General features: G+C 64.3%; 13 protein-coding genes and 1 pseudogene. 5 read left to right on the top strand and 9 right to left on the bottom strand.

What is annotated here, in order from left to right:
- Nucleotides 1-53: 53 nt before the first annotated feature.
- Together gltA and gltX are read right to left on the bottom strand one after the other, a co-directional pair.
- Nucleotides 54-1,382: a citrate synthase gene (gene gltA, locus AB6802_RS13485; RefSeq protein ID WP_371010603.1), complete on the bottom strand. Its 1,329-nt coding sequence runs from the start codon at nucleotides 1,380-1,382 to the stop codon at nucleotides 54-56.
- Between the two features lie 180 nt (nucleotides 1,383-1,562).
- Complete coding sequence (gltX, locus tag AB6802_RS13480) at nucleotides 1,563-2,987, bottom strand: glutamate--tRNA ligase (protein WP_371010601.1); 1,425 nt, start codon at nucleotides 2,985-2,987, stop codon at nucleotides 1,563-1,565.
- 106 nt (nucleotides 2,988-3,093) lie between these two features.
- Between gltX and AB6802_RS13475 the strand changes: the two are divergent.
- Nucleotides 3,094-5,555: pseudogene (locus tag AB6802_RS13475) on the top strand (ComEC/Rec2 family competence protein).
- A gap of 52 nt (nucleotides 5,556-5,607) precedes the next feature.
- On the opposite strand, the gene lexA reads toward AB6802_RS13475, so the two are convergent.
- A complete protein-coding gene (gene lexA / locus AB6802_RS13470; RefSeq protein ID WP_371010600.1) occupies nucleotides 5,608-6,348 on the bottom strand; it encodes a transcriptional repressor LexA in 741 nt (246 codons plus the stop codon).
- A 462-nt stretch (nucleotides 6,349-6,810) separates the two neighbouring features.
- Between lexA and kynU the strand changes: the two genes are divergently transcribed.
- The gene (gene kynU / locus AB6802_RS13465; RefSeq protein WP_371010599.1) at nucleotides 6,811-8,058 is read left to right on the top strand and encodes a kynureninase; all 1,248 of its coding nucleotides are present in this window, start codon (nucleotides 6,811-6,813) and stop codon (nucleotides 8,056-8,058) included.
- Nucleotides 8,059-8,073: 15 nt separating this feature from the next.
- On the opposite strand, the gene AB6802_RS13460 is transcribed toward kynU, so the two are convergent.
- Nucleotides 8,074-9,699: an AMP-binding protein gene (locus AB6802_RS13460; RefSeq protein ID WP_371010598.1), complete on the bottom strand. Its 1,626-nt coding sequence runs from the start codon at nucleotides 9,697-9,699 to the stop codon at nucleotides 8,074-8,076.
- A 254-nt stretch (nucleotides 9,700-9,953) separates the two neighbouring features.
- Here AB6802_RS13460 and AB6802_RS13455 point away from each other — a divergent pair, with 254 nt between their 5' ends.
- Nucleotides 9,954-10,784 carry an alpha/beta hydrolase gene (locus AB6802_RS13455; RefSeq protein ID WP_371010597.1) on the top strand — a complete coding sequence of 277 codons (831 nt, stop codon included), beginning with the start codon at nucleotides 9,954-9,956 and terminating at the stop codon, nucleotides 10,782-10,784.
- A gap of 51 nt (nucleotides 10,785-10,835) precedes the next feature.
- On the opposite strand, the gene glp is transcribed toward AB6802_RS13455, so the two are convergent.
- Genes glp through AB6802_RS13430 form a run of 5 tightly spaced genes read right to left on the bottom strand, consistent with a single transcriptional unit; the run spans nucleotide 10,836 to nucleotide 16,249 of the window.
- A complete protein-coding gene (gene glp, locus AB6802_RS13450; protein ID WP_371010596.1) occupies nucleotides 10,836-12,041 on the bottom strand; it encodes a gephyrin-like molybdotransferase Glp in 1,206 nt (401 codons plus the stop codon).
- Entirely contained in the window at nucleotides 12,042-12,524 is a 483-nt protein-coding gene (gene moaC, locus AB6802_RS13445; RefSeq protein ID WP_371010595.1) for a cyclic pyranopterin monophosphate synthase MoaC, read from the bottom strand. It lies immediately after the preceding gene.
- 2 nt (nucleotides 12,525-12,526) lie between these two features.
- Nucleotides 12,527-13,342 carry an indole-3-glycerol phosphate synthase TrpC gene (gene trpC, locus AB6802_RS13440; protein WP_371010594.1) on the bottom strand — a complete coding sequence of 272 codons (816 nt, stop codon included), beginning with the start codon at nucleotides 13,340-13,342 and terminating at the stop codon, nucleotides 12,527-12,529.
- A gap of 4 nt (nucleotides 13,343-13,346) precedes the next feature.
- Nucleotides 13,347-14,357 (bottom strand): anthranilate phosphoribosyltransferase, encoded by a 1,011-nt coding sequence (gene trpD / locus AB6802_RS13435; RefSeq protein WP_371010593.1) that lies wholly within the window; start codon nucleotides 14,355-14,357, stop codon nucleotides 13,347-13,349.
- The gene (locus AB6802_RS13430; protein ID WP_371010592.1) at nucleotides 14,354-16,249 is read right to left on the bottom strand and encodes a peptidyl-prolyl cis-trans isomerase; all 1,896 of its coding nucleotides are present in this window, start codon (nucleotides 16,247-16,249) and stop codon (nucleotides 14,354-14,356) included. Before AB6802_RS13430 ends, trpD begins: the two co-directional genes overlap by 4 nt.
- Before the next feature lie 143 nt (nucleotides 16,250-16,392).
- Between AB6802_RS13430 and tpiA the strand changes: the two genes are divergently transcribed.
- Nucleotides 16,393-17,160: a triose-phosphate isomerase gene (tpiA, locus tag AB6802_RS13425; RefSeq protein WP_371010591.1), complete on the top strand. Its 768-nt coding sequence runs from the start codon at nucleotides 16,393-16,395 to the stop codon at nucleotides 17,158-17,160.
- Between the two features lie 171 nt (nucleotides 17,161-17,331).
- Nucleotides 17,332-17,874 carry a preprotein translocase subunit SecG gene (gene secG, locus AB6802_RS13420; RefSeq protein ID WP_371010590.1) on the top strand — a complete coding sequence of 181 codons (543 nt, stop codon included), beginning with the start codon at nucleotides 17,332-17,334 and terminating at the stop codon, nucleotides 17,872-17,874.
- Nucleotides 17,875-18,003 lie beyond the last annotated feature (129 nt).

Genomic DNA, 18,003 nt, shown 5'->3' with positions numbered 1-18,003 from the left:
TGAGTAAGTGCTCGACCCTCTTCCCTATTCACTACTCCCTACTCGCTACTCGCTCATCTTTTCGCAATCGGCACGTAGTCGCGTTCGGTGGCGCCGGTGTAGAGCTGGCGCGGGCGGCCGATCTTCTGGTGCGGATCCTCGATCATTTCCTTCCACTGCGCGATCCAGCCGACGGTGCGCGCAACCGCGAACAGCACGGTGAACATGGTGGTGGGGAAGCCCAGCGCCTTCAGCGTGATGCCGGAGTAGAAGTCGACGTTCGGGTAGAGTTTCTTTTCGATGAAGTACTCGTCGGTCAGCGCGATCTTTTCCAGCTCCATGGCGATGTCGAGCAGCGGATCGTCCTTGATGCCGAGCTCGCCCAGCACTTCATGCGCGGTCTTCTGCATGATTTTCGCACGCGGATCGTAATTCTTGTAGACGCGGTGGCCGAAGCCCATCAGGCGGAACGGATCGTTCTTGTCCTTGGCGCGGGCGATGAACTCCGGGATGTGATCGACATGGCCGATCTCGCCCAGCATGTTCAGCGCCGCTTCATTGGCGCCGCCATGGGCGGGACCCCACAGGCAGGCGATGCCGGCGGCGATGCAGGCGAAGGGATTGGCGCCCGACGAGCCGGCGAGGCGAACGGTCGAGGTCGAGGCGTTCTGCTCGTGGTCGGCATGCAGGATGAAGATGCGGTCCATGGCGCGCGCCAGCACCGGATTGATCTTGTACTCCTCGCACGGCACGGCAAAGCACATATGCAGGAAGTTGGCGGCGAAGCCGAGATCGTTCTTCGGGTAAATGAAGGGCTGGCCGATATGGTATTTATACGCCATCGCGGCGATCGTCGGCATCTTGGCGATCAGGCGCATCGAGGCGATCATGCGCTGGTACGGGTCCGAGATGTCGGTCGAATCGTGATAGAAGGCCGACAGCGCGCCAACGACGCCGCACATCACGGCCATCGGATGCGCGTCGCGGCGGAAGCCGGTGAAGAAGCGCGACATCTGCTCATGCACCATGGTGTGGCGCGTCACGCGGTAGTCGAAGTCGTCCTTCTGCGCCTTGGTCGGCAGCTCGCCATAAAGCAGCAGATAGCAGACTTCGAGGAAGTCGCCATGTTCGGCAAGCTGGTCGATCGGGAAGCCGCGATGCAGGAGAATGCCGGCGTCGCCATCGATGAAGGTGATCGCCGACTCGCAGCTTGCCGTCGACGTGAACCCCGGATCGTAGGTGAAGGCGCCGGTGGTGCTGTAGAGCGCGCCGATGTCGATGACATCAGGTCCGACCGTCCCGCTTCGCACCTTCAACTCGTGCGTCTTGCCGTTCAAATCGAGCGTGGCAGTCGACGGGTGCGCTTTGCTGCCCGTGTCCAGCTTTTTCGCAGCTTCGCTCATTCTCAAACTCCTTTTGTATCCTCATGCCGGCAAGGCAAATCCTGCCAACGACACGTGAAGTCACCGGAATGCGCGAACTCGCCACCGCATTTTAGGAGGTGCGTGCCAGATTGGGCCAAGGCCTAATGTTGCACTGCGAAACACACCTTTCAATGCCAATCTTCTTGGGCCAGTTCACACCTAATCGATTTGATCGCCAATCCGCGCCAGGCTTTCCTCGCGACCCAGCACGGCAAGCACGTCGAAGACGCCGGGCGATGTGCTGCGGCCGGTCAGCGCCGCCCGAAGTGGCTGCGCCACGGCGCCGAGCTTGTGGCCGCCGGCCTGCGCGAAGTCGCGGATCGCAGCCTCTGCCGAAGCCGCGATCCAGTCGCCGGAAACCGTCGCCAGCGCCGCATGGGCCCCCCGCAGGATGGCGCGCGCATCGGCATTGAGCAAGCCTGCCGCCTTCTCATCCAGCGGCAAGGGCCGCTCAACGAAAAGGAATGACGCGCCGTCGAGTAACTCGACCAGGGTTTTTGCCCGTTCCTTGAGGCCGGGCATGGCTGCAAGTAGCTGCGCCTTGCGCTTGTCGTCGAGCTTAGCCGCCAGCGCCGGGCCACCATCGAGATAAGGCAAGGTGGCGACGAAAATGTCGAACAGCGCGTGATCGTCCATCTTGCGCATGTGGACGCCATTCAGCGCATCGAGCTTGGCGAAGTCGAAGCGCGCAGCACCCTTGTTGACGTCGCCGATGTCGAACCAGGCGATCATGTCCTTGATCGATATCACCTCGTCATCGCCATGGCTCCAGCCGAGCCGGGCCAGATAGTTGAGCAGCGCCTCGGGCAGGTAACCCATGGCGCGATAGGCCTCGACGCCGAGCGCGCCATGCCGCTTCGACAGCTTGGCGCCGTCGGCGCCGTGGATCAGCGGGATATGCGACATCGACGGCACGTCCCAGCCCATGGCGTTGTAGATCACGGTCTGGCGCGCGGCATTGGTCAGATGATCGTCGCCGCGGATAATGTGGGTGACGCCCATGTCGTGGTCGTCGACGACGACGGCATGCATGTAGGTCGGGACACCGTCCGAACGCAGGATGATGAAATCGTCGAGATCCTTGTTGGGGAAGCGTACCTCGCCCTGCACACGGTCGTGCACGACGGTTTCGCCCTCGGCCGGCGCCTTGATGCGGATGGCGCCTCGGACACCGGCAGGCGCCTCGGACGGGTCACGGTCGCGCCATGCGCCATTGTAGCGCGGCGGCAGGCCCTTGGCGCGCGCGGCCTCGCGCATCGCCTCGAGCTCGGCGGGCGTCTCATAGGCGTAATAGGCCTTGCCCAGGCGCACGAGTTCCTCGGCCACCTCGCGATGGCGCGGCGCGCGCTGGAACTGGGAGACGGCGTCGCCTTCCCAGGAAAGCCCGAGCCAGGTCAGTCCGTCCAGAATGGCGGCAGTCGCCGCCTCGGTGGAGCGCTCGCGATCGGTATCCTCGATGCGCAGCAGCATCGAGCCGCCGGTGTGCCTGGCGTAGAGCCAGTTGAACAGCGCCGTGCGCGCGCCGCCGATATGCAGGTAGCCTGTCGGCGATGGGGCAAAACGGGTGACGACCTTGTCGGACATGAAACTCTCGGAAAGCGGCGCAGGAAAACACGCATTTTTCGCGCGGACTTTCGCGCGGTGCGGGTTCATGTAGCATAGGCGGTCTTGGGCGCAAGGGGCAGACCCGATGGCTGGACGAGGCCGGGGCGCGGGAGAGGGCGAGGTGACGGCAGCTGGCGTCAGCGAACGCCTGCTGTTTGCCGACGTCAATGCGGTCGAAGCGGTACCGGTTTCACTCCCGGCGACTCCGCTAACCCCCACTGAAATCTCACCGCAAAGCCGCGGCGCGCCACGCCCGGTTTTGCCGGCGCCAATCGTCACACTGCGCAAGCAGCTTCGCCGCCTTTCGCTTCCGGTACTTCGGCAAGGCATCGGTGTCGCTGCAACCACGGAGCTCGATCGCGGCATCGGCTTCCTGCTGGTGCCGGTGTTTCTGGCCGCCGGCGTCATCTATTACTTCTCGCTCAGCACCGAGCCCGATCTCTACAGGCCGCTTGCGACGGTGACCCTGATGGCCGTGTGCGCGGTCGTTTTCCGTTCCTGGCCGAGAACGCATCTCATCTTCATGGCCACGCTGTTCTGCGCCCTGGGCTTTCTGGCTGCCAAGGTCGAGACATGGCGGGCGGCAACACCGATGCTCGGGTCCGAAATCCAGACCCGGCTGACCGGCCGCCTGGTCATCGCCGAGCCGACCGCCAACGGCCGCGTCAGGCTGACCATCGACCTGATTTCAACCGCGCGTCCGACGTTGCGCTATGCGCCGGAGCGCGTCAGGCTTTCGGCGCGCCGGATCCCACCCGACATGCGGGCCGGATCGATCCTGACCGGCTACGCCAAGCTCTTGCCACCGACAGGGCCGGTGCGGCCGGACAGCTACGACTTTTCCTTCGATAGCTATTTTACCGGCATCGGCGGCAGCGGATTTTTCCTGGGCGATCCAAAACTGGTTTCAGCGACGGCCGACGCGCCGTTTGGTTCGAGCGTCGCTCTGGCCATTGAGAATGCGCGGGAAAACATCGCTGACCATATCAGATCCAAGATCGGCGGATCCGAAGGCGAGATCGCGGCGGCGTTGATTGTCGGCGTGCGCGCCGGCATTCCCGAAGAGATCAACGAGTCCATGCGGCGCACCGGCATCTATCACATCATCTCGATCTCGGGCCTGCATATGGCGCTGGTCGCCGGCACGATCTGGTGCTGTTGCGCGGCGCCTTCGCGCTGTTTCCCGATTTCTCGTCGCGCCGGCCGGTGAAGAAATACGCCGCGGCAATCGCGCTCATCTCGATCGCCGCTTATCTCGTCATCTCCGGCATCGTGGTCGCGGCCGAGCGCAGCTTCATCATGCTGGCGGTGATGCTGATTGCGGTGCTTTTCGATCGCGCGGCGCTGACCATGCGCAATCTGGCGATCTCGGCCATCGCCGTCATCCTGGTTTCGCCGCACGAGGTGGTCGGCCCGAGCTTCCAGATGTCGTTTGCCGCGACCGCGGCGCTCGTCGGCGCCTATGCCGGCTGGGCCGACTACCGCGCCGACAAAATACGGGCGCCGCCGGCAAAGCATTCATTCCTGGGTTTCTGGTCGAGAAAACTGGCGGTTGGCGTCGGCGGCGCGGCCATGACATCGCTGATCGCCGGCAGCGCGACGGTGCTGTTCGCCATTTGGCATTTCCAGCGCGTATCGCCGCTCAGCCTGGTGGCCAACCTTGCGGTCATGCCGATCGTCTCACTGATCGTCATGCCGTTTGCAGTGCTGAGCGCATTGGCCATGCCCTTCGGCCTCGACGGCCCGTTCCTCTATGTGATGGGCAAGGGCCTGACGGCGATGGTTGCGATTTCGGCATGGATTTCCGAGCGCTCGCCGGTCGACGCTGTCGGCCTGATCTCGATCCAGTCGGTGCTTCTGGCAACGATCGCGCTTGTCATCGCCACCATGGCGACCACCTGGCTGAGGCTCGCCGCCGCGCCCTTCGCGCTTGCCGCCTTGCTGGCCATTCCGCATGTGCGCACCCCGGACCTTCTCATTTCGGAGGATGCGCATCTGGTGGCGATGCCGATCGGCGGCGGCGAGCTCGCCATCAACCGTGAGCGCGCCAACGAATTCACGACCGACAACTGGAAGCGAGCGCTGCAGTCGGAAACGATCGTGCCGCCGGAGATCTTCGCCAGAGGCGCGTTGGACGTCGCCGATCCAGTCGACCTGCCGCCGGGCTCACCTTTCTACTGCACCGGTGACCTGTGCATCGGCCGGCATCCATCCGGCGCGATCGTCGCGCTCGCCGAGACCCGCGACAGCGCACGCCCAGCCTGCGGCTTCGCCGACCTCATCGTCATCAACGACGCCACGGCCTACAATCCGTGCTGGGATCCGCGCATTCTCGTCGTTACCAAGCGGCAGCTCGCGCTTGACGGCAGTGCCGCCGTCTTCTTCGACACGCAGTCGGCAACGGCGCGGCCAGTCGTTCGCTACGCCGTCGAGCAGCCGTACCGGCCCTGGCACGAGCAGCGGAAATACGCGCGCGAGGCGAGGGGGCTAGCGCCGTACAAAAAGCCGGAGAGGGCGGATGCGAAGCCCTCGCCGCCGGCTCAGTAGATCGCTACGCAATTCCGGACGGAAAACCGCTGTGCACTTTTCCTGGAATTGCTCAGTAACGTCTGATCAGCCCGACAAGCTTGCCCTGCACCTTGACCCGGTCAGGCCCGAAGATGCGCGTCTCATAGGCCGGGTTGGCGGCTTCGAGCGCGATCGAGGCGCCCTTGCGGCGGAAGCGCTTGAGCGTCGCTTCCTCATCGTCGACCAGCGCCACGACGATCTCGCCCGGGCTCGCCGTGTCGGCGTTGCGGATGATGACGGTGTCGCCGTCGAAGATGCCGGCCTCGATCATCGAGTCGCCCTTGACCTCGAGCGCGTAATGCTCGCCGCCCGTGATCATGTCCGGCGGCACGGAGATCGAATGCGTCCGGTGCTGAATGGCGTCGATCGGTACACCGGCGGCGATGCGGCCCATGACCGGGATAGAGATGGCCGAAACGGCATCGTCGTCATTGCTCGGCGAGGGTGCGCGCGATGAAGCCGCCGGCTTGATCTGCCGGCCGAGATTGCCTTGGCCCTGGCCGCCCTGGATGACGCTTGGCGAAAACTTCCTCGCGGCATTGAGGCCGGGCGCGATCGAATCGGGCAGCCGCAGCACTTCCAATGCCCGCGCCCGGTTGGGCAGCCGGCGAATGAAACCGCGTTCTTCCAGCGCCGTGATCAGTCGGTGGATGCCGGACTTCGACGCAAGGTCGAGCGCTTCCTTCATTTCGTCGAAGGACGGAGGAATGCCGCTCTCTTTCAGACGTTCGTGGATGAACATCAGGAGTTCATGTTGTTTGCGCGTCAGCATCGGCCGCCCCCAAGGGTTCAGAAACCAGAATCAGAAAAACAAACCCAGAACAAACACTATCTGTTCCAGTTGTGTTCCGCAACCGTTTAAAGTTTAGTGAATTTGTTAGGACAGCCGAAACCATGTTGCGTCGGCGCGGATGCCGTTGCGAGGGCCGGCTGAGCCTTAGGTCTTGATTCCGTTCCATTTTACAACCCCATCGTTCACAGGAGACGGGGACGTCCACATCGTGAATGCGCAGGGCGGGATAGGCTCTGCCACCCGATTCATCTGCGGCACCGTGAACGAAACGAACTCAAAAGGCCAACGTCGGCATAATTCCGATCTCTCGCCTGGCATCGATGGACCAGCGGACAAGGACAAAAGGGTCTTGCCGTAGCGTGGACGGCGGTGAGACAAACCGCGCATGGCCGGCGGTAGCTTCATATGCTGCGTCGGGCCCGAACGGGAGGCAATTGCATAATGACGGGAATTCCTGATCTGGCGTCTGTTGAGGCGATGGACGCCGCCGATCCGTTGCGCTCCATGCGCGATCGCTTCGTGCTGCCCGATGGGGTCATCTATCTCGACGGCAATTCACTGGGTGCCGCTTCATCCGATGTCTTCAGCGAGATCGAAAACGCCGCCAGGCGTGAATGGGCGCAGGATCTGATCCGCGCCTGGAACACCGCCGGCTGGTTCGACATGCCCGTCGAATTGGGTGACCAGCTTGGGCGCTTGATTGGCGCCGGATCCGGCCAGACGGTCGTCTGCGATACGACTTCGATCAACATCTACAAGGTTTTGCATGCAGCGCTGGCCATGCGGCCTGAACGGTCCGTCATCGTTGCCGAGGGCGATAGCTTTCCGACCGACCTCTACATGGCGGAAGGCGTGGCCTCGACACGGCCCGGCACGGTGCTGAGCCTGGAAGGCGTCGACGCCCCGGCGATCGAGGAATTGATCGACGAACGCGTCGCCGTCATCCTCGTCAACCACGTCAACTACAAGTCCGGTCGGTTGCGCGACATGGCGACGCTAACGCGCAAGGCCCACCAGGCCGGCGCGTTGATCGTCTGGGATCTCTGCCATACGGCGGGTGCGCTGCCGGTGAATCTCGACGGCTCGAATGCCGATTTCGCCATCGGCTGCACCTACAAATATCTCAATGGCGGTCCGGGCGCGCCGGCCTTCATCTATGCCGCGAACCGCCACCACGGCGACATCCGCCAGCCGCTCAGCGGCTGGTGGGGCCATGCAAGGCCTTTCGCCTTCGAACAGGGTTATGCCGCAGGCTCGGGCATTCGCCGGTTCCTGTGCGGAACGCAGCCGGTGTTGTCGATGCGGGCGCTGAAGGGCGCGCTCAATCTCTGGGACGAGGTCGACATGACCGTCGTGCGCGACAAAAGCATCGCGCTGACGGATCTGTTCATCCAGCTTGTCGAAGCCAGATGCGGCGCCTTTGGCCTCGAGCTAGAAAGTCCACGCGATGGCGCCGAGCGCGGCAGCCAGGTGTCCTTCGCCCATCCCAACGGCTACCAGGTGATGCGCGCCTTGATCGAGCGTGGCGTCATCGGCGATTTCCGCGCGCCGTCCACCATTCGCTTCGGCTTCACGCCGCTCTATGTCGGCTATCGCGATGTCTGGGATGCGGTCGGCGTGCTGGAGGATATCCTGCGCACAGGCGCCTGGCAGGACGCGCGCTTTGCGGTCAAGACGGCCGTTACCTGAAGCGGAATCGCCCGCTTAATGGGCCTTTTCGCTGCGTAGACGAAAACGCTGGATCTTGCCGGTCTGGGTCTTGGGCAAGGCCGCGATGAACTTTACTGACCTGGGGTATTTGTAAGGCGCGATCGTTGCCTTGACGTGATCCTGCAGGCGTCTGACCGTCGCGGCGTCCGGCGCCACGCCGGTTGCCAGCACGACATGCGCCTCGACGATCTGACCGCGTTCGCTATCCTCGGCGCCGATGACGGCGCATTCCGTGACGTCGGGGTGTGACAGAAGTGCTGCTTCGACCTCAGGGCCGGCAATGTTGTAGCCGGCGCTGACGATCATGTCGTCGGAGCGGGCGGCGAAATGGAAGAAGCCGTCCTCGTCCTGCACGAAGGTGTCACCGGTCAGGTTCCAGCCGTCGCGGACATAGTCTGCCTGGCGGGTATCGGCCATGTAGCGGCAACCGGTCGGGCCGCGCACCGCCAGCCTGCCAATCGTGCCGCGCGGCAACTCGCGCATCGCGTCATCGACAATGCGCGCCTCGTAGCCGCCCACCGGCTTGCCGGTCGAAGCCGGCTTCCTATCGCCGAAGCGGTTGGAAATGAAGATGTGCAGCATCTCGGTCGCTCCGATGCCGTCGAGGATCGGCTTGCCGGTCTTGCGCGTCCACTCGTCGAAGACAGGGGCGGGCAGCGTCTCGCCGGCCGAAACGGCGACCCGCAGCGACGACAGGTCGGCGCCTTCATCCATGGCTTTCAGCATGGCGCGGTAGGCGGTCGGCGCGGTGAAGGAGATGGTTGCCTTGTAGGTCTCGATGATGTGGATCATGTTGGGCGGTGTCGCCTGCTCCAGCAGTGTCGCCGCAGCGCCGAAGCGCAAAGGGAAAATCGCGAGGCCGCCGAGGCCGAAGGTGAAGGCCAGCGGCGGCGAGCCGACAAAGATGTCTTCGGGCGTCACCTGGAGAATCTCGCGGGCATAGGCATCGGCGATGATCATCAGGTCGCGATGAAAATGCATCGTCGCCTTGGGCACGCCAGTCGTCCCTGATGTGAAGCCGAGAAGAGCCACGTCGTCGCGTCCGGTGTCGACGGCGGTGAAGGTGACGGACTTGTCGAGGGCGGCGCGGTCGAGTTCAGCATCGTGGTTGGCGGTGCCGTCGAAGCCGATGACCTGCTTGAGGAAGGCGCTGTCCTTGGCGCAGGCGGTCATCTCGTCCATCAGCCGCGTATCGCAAAGCGCGATGCCGATTTCAGCCTTGTCGACGATCTTGGCGAGCTCGCCGGCGCGCAGCATCGGCATGGTGTTGACGACCACTGCGCCAACCTTCGTAGCGGCCAGCCAGCAGGCCACCATGGCGGGGTTGTTCGCCGAACGGATCAGCACCCGGTTGCCAGGCTTGACGCCGTAATTTCCGACCAGCGCATGGGCGAGCCGGTTCGTCCAGTCGGACAGTTCCTTGTAGGTGCGGCGGCGGCCATTGCCGATCAGCGCCGTACGATCGCCAAAGCCCCTCGCGACCAGCCTGTCGGTCAGTTCGACGCCGGCATTGAGGCGTTCGGGATAGTCGAAGCCGTCGAGAAGGAAGTCCGGCCATTGGTGCGGCGGCGGCAGATGATCGCGCGTGAAAGTGTCGGTGTGCGCCGAAGGTCCAAGCATGCTGCCGCTATCCTTCCCTGCCTCCCTGAGGGAGGTCGATGCCAGCGTGCCAAACCTGTTCAACAACGCCACCCGGGCAGCGACGGAATGCAGGCTTCGGCCTGTCCAGCTGACCTCCCATTGTCGGCTGTTCGTCGCGCAGGATTGCACCAGCCGAAATTTGTTTCAAGCCTAAAATGTTTTGCTCGCGAGCATTGACGTTGTGCCCTCTGCCGGCCATTGCTGGGGAAAGCTGCGCGTCTTGGGAGGGGCTGGTGGTCGAGCATCGCATCGCGGATTGGGACGATGCCTACACCAATGGGGCGAACATCCCAGGCGGCGACCGCTGGCCGGCGGCCTGGGATAGCCCGGCGCAGGCGTTTCGTGAAAAGCTCCTCGCGCAGGGCAGGGCACAGCTCGACATCGTCTACGGTCAAGCGCCGCGCAACCGCTTCGATCTCTTTCTCCCCAGCGCGAAGCCAAAGGGCCTCGTGGTGTTCATCCATGGCGGTTACTGGATGGAGTCGGACAAGGATTCCTGGTCGCATCTGGCCAATGGCGCCGTCAGCCGCGGCTTCGCCGTCGTCATGCCCTCCTACACCCAATGTCCCGGGATCAGGATCGGCGGTATCGTCGGTGAAATAGCGGTCGCGGTTCGCACCGCGGCAGCGATGGTCGAGGGGCCGCTGATGCTGACCGGACATTCCGCCGGCGGCCATCTCGCCAGCCGCATGATCACCACGACCACGCCGCTGTCGCCCGACGTGGCGCGACGCATACGCCATGTCGTTTCGATTTCGGGCCTGCACGACCTTCGGCCGCTCATGCGCACACAGATGAACGCGACCTTGGCGATCGACGAGCAGGAAGCGCTGAGCGAGAGCCCAGCGCTGCTGCGGCCGATGAACGGCGCGCGCGTGGCATCCTGGGTCGGCGGCGGCGAGCGTTCCGAATTCTTGCGCCAGAGCGCCTTGCTCGCCAACATCTGGACTGGGCTTGGCGCCGTCACAAGCTCGGTGGTCGAGCCCGACCGACATCATTTCAATGTCGTGGATGGTCTCGCCGACCCGGATCATCCTCTGACGCGAATGCTGGTCGACGAATAGGGATTAGCGATCGACTGCGTCGACGGGACGATCGACTGCGTCGACGTCTGTTTAGCGCAGCATCAGCACCCGGCATGCGGCGCCGGCTTGCGCTGCGGGCGCGAAGGGCTCGCGCACGATCAGGCCGTTGGCGTCGGCCAGCATCCGCAGCATCGAGGAATCCTGGATGCCGAAAGGCGTCGCCACCAATTGGCCGGCATCCTCGCGCACGACGGCGCGCACATAATCCTGCCGCAGATCGTTCGCCTGCATCGCGCTGCCCAGCCGGGCCGTGCGCAAATCCTGGCTGTGATCGCGGCCGCCAAGCCGCGCCAGGAGCGGTTTCAGGAAAAGCTGCGAGCAGACGATACTTGCCACCGGATTGCCGGGCAGGCCTACGCAGCGGACATTGCCGAGCCGGCCAAACATCAACGGTTTGCCGGGGCGCATGGCGATCTTCCAGAAATCGAGCTGCATGCCTTCGCCGGTCAGCACGTCATGGATCAGGTCGTGATCGCCGACCGAGGCGCCGCCCAGCGTGACGATGACGTCGGCGCCGGCCTCGACAGCCTTTTTCACCAGCCCGGCAATCGCCTCCGGACGATCGGCGGCGATGCCGAGATCGAGCGCGCGAGCGCCGACCGAGCGCGCGGTGGCGGCGACGCCATAGGCGTTGGACGAGATGATCTGGTCGGGGCCAGGCTCGCTGCCCGGCGGCAGCAATTCGTCGCCGGTGGCGATAATCGCGACCAGCGGCCGGCGCACGACCGTGAGGTTTGGATGGTTGGCTGATGCCGAGAGCGACAGGGCGGCCGGATCGAGCACGCGGCCTTTTTCGAGCAGGACATCGCCTTGACCGAAGTCGAGGCCACGGCGACGGATATTGCGTCCTTGGGCGGTCGGTTCGACCACTTCGATCTGGCCGTCGCCAAGGTCGCGGACATTCTCCTGGATGACGATGGTGTCGGCGCCGTCCGGCAGCGGCGCGCCGGTGAAGATGCGCACGGCCTGGCCCTTGCCGACGGTACCGGCAAAGCCGCGTCCGGCAGGCGCCATGCCGACCACGGAAAGATGCACCGGCACGGAGGCAATATCGGCCGAGCGCGTGGCATAGCCGTCCATGGCCGAGGCATTGAAGGGCGGCTGGGTGCGCAGCGCCACCACCGGCTCCGCCAGCACCCGGCCGGCGGCATCGGCCAGCGCAACGCTTTCGCCCGGCAAAGGTGCTGCGCCATCGAGCAGGCGCTCAAGGGCCTCGGCCACCGGAACCAACGCCATCTAGCTGTTTGCCTTGTAGTCGCCGGAGTTGCCGCCGGTCTTCTCGACCAGCCGGATGCCGGAAATCACCATGGCGCGATCCACTGCCTTGGCCATGTCGTAGATGGTGAGGCAGGCGACCGAGGCGGCCGTCAGCGCTTCCATCTCCACGCCCGTCTTGCCGGTGACGCGGGCAAGCGCGGTGACCCTGAGGCCGGGAAGCGAATGGTCGGGCTCGATCTCGACGGCAATCTTCGTCAAAAGTAGGGGATGGCAAAGTGGAATCAGTTCATGCGTCTTCTTCGCCGCCATAATGCCGGCGATGCGGGCGGTGCCCAGCACGTCGCCCTTCTTGGCGTCGCCGGCCAGGATCATGTCCAGCGTTTCCGACCGCATCGAGACGAAACCTTCGGCGATCGCGGTGCGGGTCGTCTCGGCCTTGTCGCCGACATCGACCATGTTGGCCTCGCCCTTGGCGCCAAGGTGGGTGAGGGCGGGCGTCATCGTCAGACGGCGGCCTCGACCGCCGCCTTGCCCGTGAGAAGCAGGCGCGTTGCGGCCGCCACATCGTTCTGACGCATCAGGCTCTCGCCGACGAGGAAGGTGCCGATGCCGGTCTTCTGCATCCTGATGCAATCGTCATGGGTGAAAATGCCGCTCTCGCTGACCAGCAAGCGACCGCTCGGCACCATCGACGCCAGCCGCTCCGAGGTGTTGAGATTGGTCTCGAATGTTCTGAGATTGCGGTTGTTGATGCCGATCAATCGCGACGACAGTTTTACCGCGCGCTCGGTTTCTGCCTCATCATGCACCTCGATCAGCGCATCCATGCCAAGTTCGAACGCCACGGCTTCGAGCTCGCTCGCCAGGGCATCGCCGACGCTGGCCATGATGATCAGGATAGCATCCGCGCCCCAGGCTCGGGCTTCGTAGACCTGGTAAGGGTCGAACAGGAAATCCTTGCGCAGCGCAGGCAATGACACCGCTTTGCGGGCGCTGGTGAGGAATTCCGGAGCGCCCTGGAAAGACGGCGCGTCCGTCAGCACCGAAAGGCAGGCTGCGCCGCCTTGCTGATAGGCTTTCGCAAGTGCCGGCGGATCGAAATCGGCGCGGATCAGCCCCTTGGATGGGCTCGCCTTCTTGATCTCGGCGATCAGGGCGAAGCCGCCCGATCCGCGCTTTGCCTCAAGTGCGGCAAGGAAACCACGCGGCGCGTCGGCGTCTTTCGCCCGCGCCTTGATTTCGGCGAGCGACAGTTTGCCCTTCGCCGCCGCGATCTCTTCGCGCTTGTAGGCTTCGATCTTGCGCAGGATATCCGACAAGGTTTTATCCGTTCGAAATCTCGATCAGCTTCTCAAGCACGGCAACCGCGCGACCGCTGTCGATGGCCTGCGTGGCAGCGGCGATACCGTCGGCAAGGGTGGTCGCCTTGCCGGCAACGACCAGCCCGGCGCCGGCATTCATCAGCACCGTGTCGCGATAGGCGCCGGCAACGCCGCTCAGCATATCGCGCAGCGCCTTGGCATTGTAGGCCGCTTCGCCTCCACGCAGATCTTTCTTCGTATGGCGCTTCAGCCCAAACGCTTCCGGGGTAAGGGTGAAGCTGCGAATCTCGCCCCCGACAAGCTCGGCCACCTGCGTTTCGCCGGTGGTGGTGATCTCGTCATAGCCATCGCCATGGACGACCCAGGCGTGGTCGGTGCCGAGCGCCTTCAGCGTCTCGGCCACGGGCATGATCCATTCCGGCAGGAACACGCCGACCATTTGGCGGCTGACGCTGGCCGGGTTCGACAGCGGCCCAAGCAGGTTGAAGATGGTGCGCGTGCCGAGTTCGCCCCTGACCGGGCCGACATGCTTCATCGCCGGATGATGGGCCGGCGCGAACATGAAGCCGACGCCGGCCTCCTGGATGCAACGGCCGATCGTCTCCGGTGAAATGTCGACCTTGACGCCGAGCGCCGTCAGCACATCGGCAGCGCCGGTCAGCGAGGACAGGCCGCGATTGCCGTGCTTGGCGACAGGCACGCCGGCGGCGGCAATGACGAAGGCGGATCCGGTCGAGATGTTGACGGAATGCGAATTGTCGCCGCCCGTGCCGACGATGTCGATGGCGCCCGGGGGCGCCTCGACGCGCAGCATCTTGGCGCGCATCGTGGCGACAGCGCCGGAAATCTCGCTCACCGTCTCGCCGCGCACGCGCAGCGCCATCAGGAACCCGCCGATCTGGCCGGGTGTGGCATCGCCCGACATGATAACGTCGAAGGCCTCGCGCGCTTCCTCGAAGGAAAGTGCGGTGCCGGTCGCGACCTTTGCGATGTGTGTCTTCAGCGCGCTCATCGTGTCTGGGCTTGCGAAACGGCGTTCGGATCGACGCGGACGTTGTATTGTGACTGAAGCTGCGCCACCAACTGGTCGAGCAGATCGTCAGACATGCCGGCGCCAAAGGATTTCTGCACGTCCTCCGGAACCGAGCTGCCATCGGCGCCCGCCGGCTCGAAGACCTCGGCGACCTTGAACAGGATCTGCCCGTCGCCGGTGGGCGAGGGGATGAGGCCCGTGCCGCCTTCGCCGACGCCGAACATCGTTGCAGCACCTTCCTTGCCGAAATCGGCATCGTCGGCTTCGCGCTTCAGGCCGCGCTTGGTCTGCTTGTCGAGCTTGAGCTCGCCGGCGATAACGTCGAGCGTGGTGCCGGCCTTGAGGCGCTTTTCGAACTCCTGCGCCTTCGCGTCGAGCCGCTTGTCGGTCTCGGCGGCCGTCCAGTCGGCCACGACTTTCTGACGGACTTCGTCCAGCGTGCGGTCGCGGGCCGGCGTGATCGACTGTACTTCGTAGAAGACGAAGCCGTTGTTGGTCGTGGTCAGGCCCTCGTTCTCGATGTTCGGCTCGGCCGCGAACACCGATTTGATGAGATCGGCCGATTCCGGCAGGTCGTTGACAACAGTGCCGTCCGGCCGCAAGCCGGTGCGGTCGATGGCGTCGATGGTGACCACCTTGAGCTTCAGCTTGTCGGCCGCCTGGGCAAGCGAAGCGCCCGACGCTCGGGTGTCTTCGTAGCTGTCGTGGACGTCGAGCAGGATGCGGCTTGCTTCGCCCAAGGCGAGGTCCTTGCGGATCTGGGCTGAGACTTCGGTAAGCGGCTTTACCACCTGCGGCTTGATCTCGGTAACGCGCAACAGAACCGGGCCGAAGGCGCCCTGGACGACCGGGCTGACCTCATTGGCGTTGAGCGAGAAGGCGGCGTCGGCCACCGCCTTGTCGGCTACCTTGTCCTTGGACAGCGTGCCAAGCAGCGTGTCGGCCTGCGTCTTGCCCTCGGCGGTGACGAGCTTGTCGAAAGTGGCGCCGGCCTTCAGCGAATCATAGGCGGCCTTGGCCGCATCCGGGGTCTTGAACACCAACTGCTCGATGGTGCGCATCTCGGGCGTCGTGTAGCGTGCGATGTTCTTCTTGTAATCGTCGCTGACCTGGCTGTCGGTCACCGCCGACGGATCCATGATGTCCTGCGGCTCCAGCCGGGCATAGGAAAACTTACGGTATTCCGGTGCGGCGTAAGCCTTCTTGTTGGCGTCGAAATAAGTGTTCAAGGCGCTGTCGGACGGGGCCTCGATCGGCTGCGCCAGCGTCTTCGGCAGCACCAGATACTCGATCGTGCGATCCTCGCCGCGGTAAAGCGAAACCGCCTTCAGGAAGGTCTGCGGTACCTTCATTCCGTCCGAGATGGCCTCGACGATCTGCTGGCGCACCGCCACTTGCGAACGGTTCTTGAGATAGTCCTCAGGCCGCATCTCGAGCTGACGCAGCAGATATTCGAAGGTCCTGCGGTCGAACTGGCCGCCGGGACCCTTGAAGGCAGGATCCTCGCGGGTCAACTCGGCCAGCCGATCCTTGGAAAGGCCGAGGCCAAGCTTGCGCGCCTGCTCGTCGAGCACTGCGCCCGAGACAAGCTGCGACAGCACCTGATTGTCGACACCGAGCAGCTTGGCCTGCTCCTGGGTGACGCGCTGGCCATATTGCTGCGAGAGCATGCTGAGCTGGCGATTATAGGCGAGGCGGTATTCGTTGATCGAAACCTCCGTGCCACCGGCGGTGATCACCGCGTGATGGCCAGCCAGGAAGCCGCCCGCCATCCGGGTGGTCACGCCCCAGGCGAGGAAACTCAACACCAGCAAGGACAACAACGCCTTCGCGACCCAGGTACCTGCCGCGCTTCTCAATATACCAAGCATGCATACTTCCGATTTTTGCGCATTTTCGCATGCGCCGAGTCTGAAACAAGCGCAATAGCGCCCTTCCAGCCCACTGTCGATTGCTTTGTCACCTGATTTTGGTAGTGAGGGCGCTGCTTAATGTCGCTCGGAGAATACGCCCCATGACCCCTGGAATCCGCCCGCTCGTTGCCGGCAACTGGAAAATGAACGGCACCAGCGCCTCGCTGAACGAGCTGAGGTCGATCGGCAACGGTTTCATGAGCGGGCTGGATGCGGAAACCGAAGCGGTGGTGTGCGTGCCGGCGACCCTGCTTCAGCGGGCCGCCGAAATCCTGTCGCGCACACCGGTGCGGACCGGCGGCGAGGATTGCCATCCCAAGGAGAGCGGTGCTTTCACCGGCGAGATTTCGGCCGAGATGTTGAAAGATGCCGGCGCCAGCCACGTCATCGTCGGCCACTCCGAACGGCGTGAGCAATTCGGCGAGGACGATGCGATCGTCAATGCCAAGGCCACGGCCGCCTGGCGGGCAGGGCTGGTGGCCATCGTCTGCATCGGCGAGACGCGGGCCGAGCGCGAGGCCGGCACGACGCTCGATGTCCTGTCGCGCCAGGTCGACGGCTCCGTGCCGGCCACCGCCACCGCGGCGAATACTATCATTGCCTATGAGCCGGTCTGGGCCATCGGCACCGGCTTGACGCCGACCGCCGCCGACGTCGCGCAGGCGCATGCGCATATCCGCGGCAAGCTGACGGGATTGCTCGGCGATGCCGCGGCCAAGATGCGCATTCTCTATGGCGGTTCGGTCAAGCCGTCCAACGCGGTCGAGCTGCTCGGTGTCGCGAATGTCGACGGCGCGCTGGTCGGCGGCGCGAGCCTGAAGGCGGCGGACTTCCTCGCCATTGCGGAAGCCTATATGAGCATGGCGTAACCGCCGCGGCTCGCTTCGGCGGCCTGGGGACGGGCGGAAATCTTTGCAATGGCCGCGTTGCTTCCCATATTCCCGGCCACGGGCTTGGAAATGCCGCCAAAGCATTGTAAGGAGCCGCCTCCAAATCACCGGTCATTTGCGCGGTCGCGCAAGGCCTCGCCAGGATAAATTATGGAAACCGTACTGATCGTCATCCACCTTATGGTCGTGCTCGCCCTTGTCGGCGTGGTGCTGCTGCAGCGCTCCGAAGGCGGCGGTCTCGGCATTGGCGGCGGCTCCGGTTTCATGACCGCGCGGGGGGCAGCCAATGCACTGACCCGCGCCACCGCTATCCTGGCGGCCGCCTTCTTCGTCACATCGCTCGGGCTGTCGATCCTGGCCCGCTACGGCGAAAAGCCGATCGACATTCTCGATCGCCCGGCGACATCGACCTCGGGTAATGGCGTGCTCAACCAGTTGCCGGGCTCCAATGGGCCGGTGGGCACCACGCAGCCCGCGGCTCCGACCGGCACGACGGCTCCCGCTGCGTCAGGCGCCGCGACAACCACCACGCCGCTTGCCAATGGCGGCACTCCGGCTCCGGCGAATACGACCACCCCGGCTCCCGCCACGGCGAATACGACCACCCCGGCTCCCGCCACGGCGAATCCGGCCACGCCGCCGGCAACGAACGGCACCTCGGCGCCAGCCGCCCCGCAGGTTCCGAACCAATAGCCGCGCAAGCTTTCAGGCCGCGATCTGTGGTTCTTTGAACACAGTCGCGGCAAATGCGTGCCCGATCACGAAGATTCAACCGGGCGTAGCGCCTGGGTAAGCTTGAGGGCGCGGCGGCTAATCGATTAT

The organism is Mesorhizobium sp. RCC_202, assembly GCF_041355295.1.
In the GTDB taxonomy this organism is placed as follows: Bacteria; Pseudomonadota; Alphaproteobacteria; order Rhizobiales; family Rhizobiaceae; genus Mesorhizobium.
This window is presented reverse-complemented; position numbering and strand designations above follow the sequence as displayed.

Coding starts and splice junctions, on each gene's coding strand:
- gltA (WP_371010603.1), bottom strand. CDS start 1,382: ATGAGCGAAGCTGCGAAAAAGCTGGACACGGGCAGCAAAGCGCACCCG.
- gltX (WP_371010601.1), bottom strand. CDS start 2,987: ATGTCCGACAAGGTCGTCACCCGTTTTGCCCCATCGCCGACAGGCTAC.
- lexA (WP_371010600.1), bottom strand. CDS start 6,348: ATGCTGACGCGCAAACAACATGAACTCCTGATGTTCATCCACGAACGT.
- kynU (WP_371010599.1), top strand. CDS start 6,811: ATGACGGGAATTCCTGATCTGGCGTCTGTTGAGGCGATGGACGCCGCC.
- AB6802_RS13460 (WP_371010598.1), bottom strand. CDS start 9,699: ATGCTTGGACCTTCGGCGCACACCGACACTTTCACGCGCGATCATCTG.
- glp (WP_371010596.1), bottom strand. CDS start 12,041: ATGGCGTTGGTTCCGGTGGCCGAGGCCCTTGAGCGCCTGCTCGATGGC.
- moaC (WP_371010595.1), bottom strand. CDS start 12,524: ATGACGCCCGCCCTCACCCACCTTGGCGCCAAGGGCGAGGCCAACATG.
- trpD (WP_371010593.1), bottom strand. CDS start 14,357: ATGAGCGCGCTGAAGACACACATCGCAAAGGTCGCGACCGGCACCGCA.
- AB6802_RS13430 (WP_371010592.1), bottom strand. CDS start 16,249: ATGCTTGGTATATTGAGAAGCGCGGCAGGTACCTGGGTCGCGAAGGCG.
- tpiA (WP_371010591.1), top strand. CDS start 16,393: ATGACCCCTGGAATCCGCCCGCTCGTTGCCGGCAACTGGAAAATGAAC.
- secG (WP_371010590.1), top strand. CDS start 17,332: ATGGAAACCGTACTGATCGTCATCCACCTTATGGTCGTGCTCGCCCTT.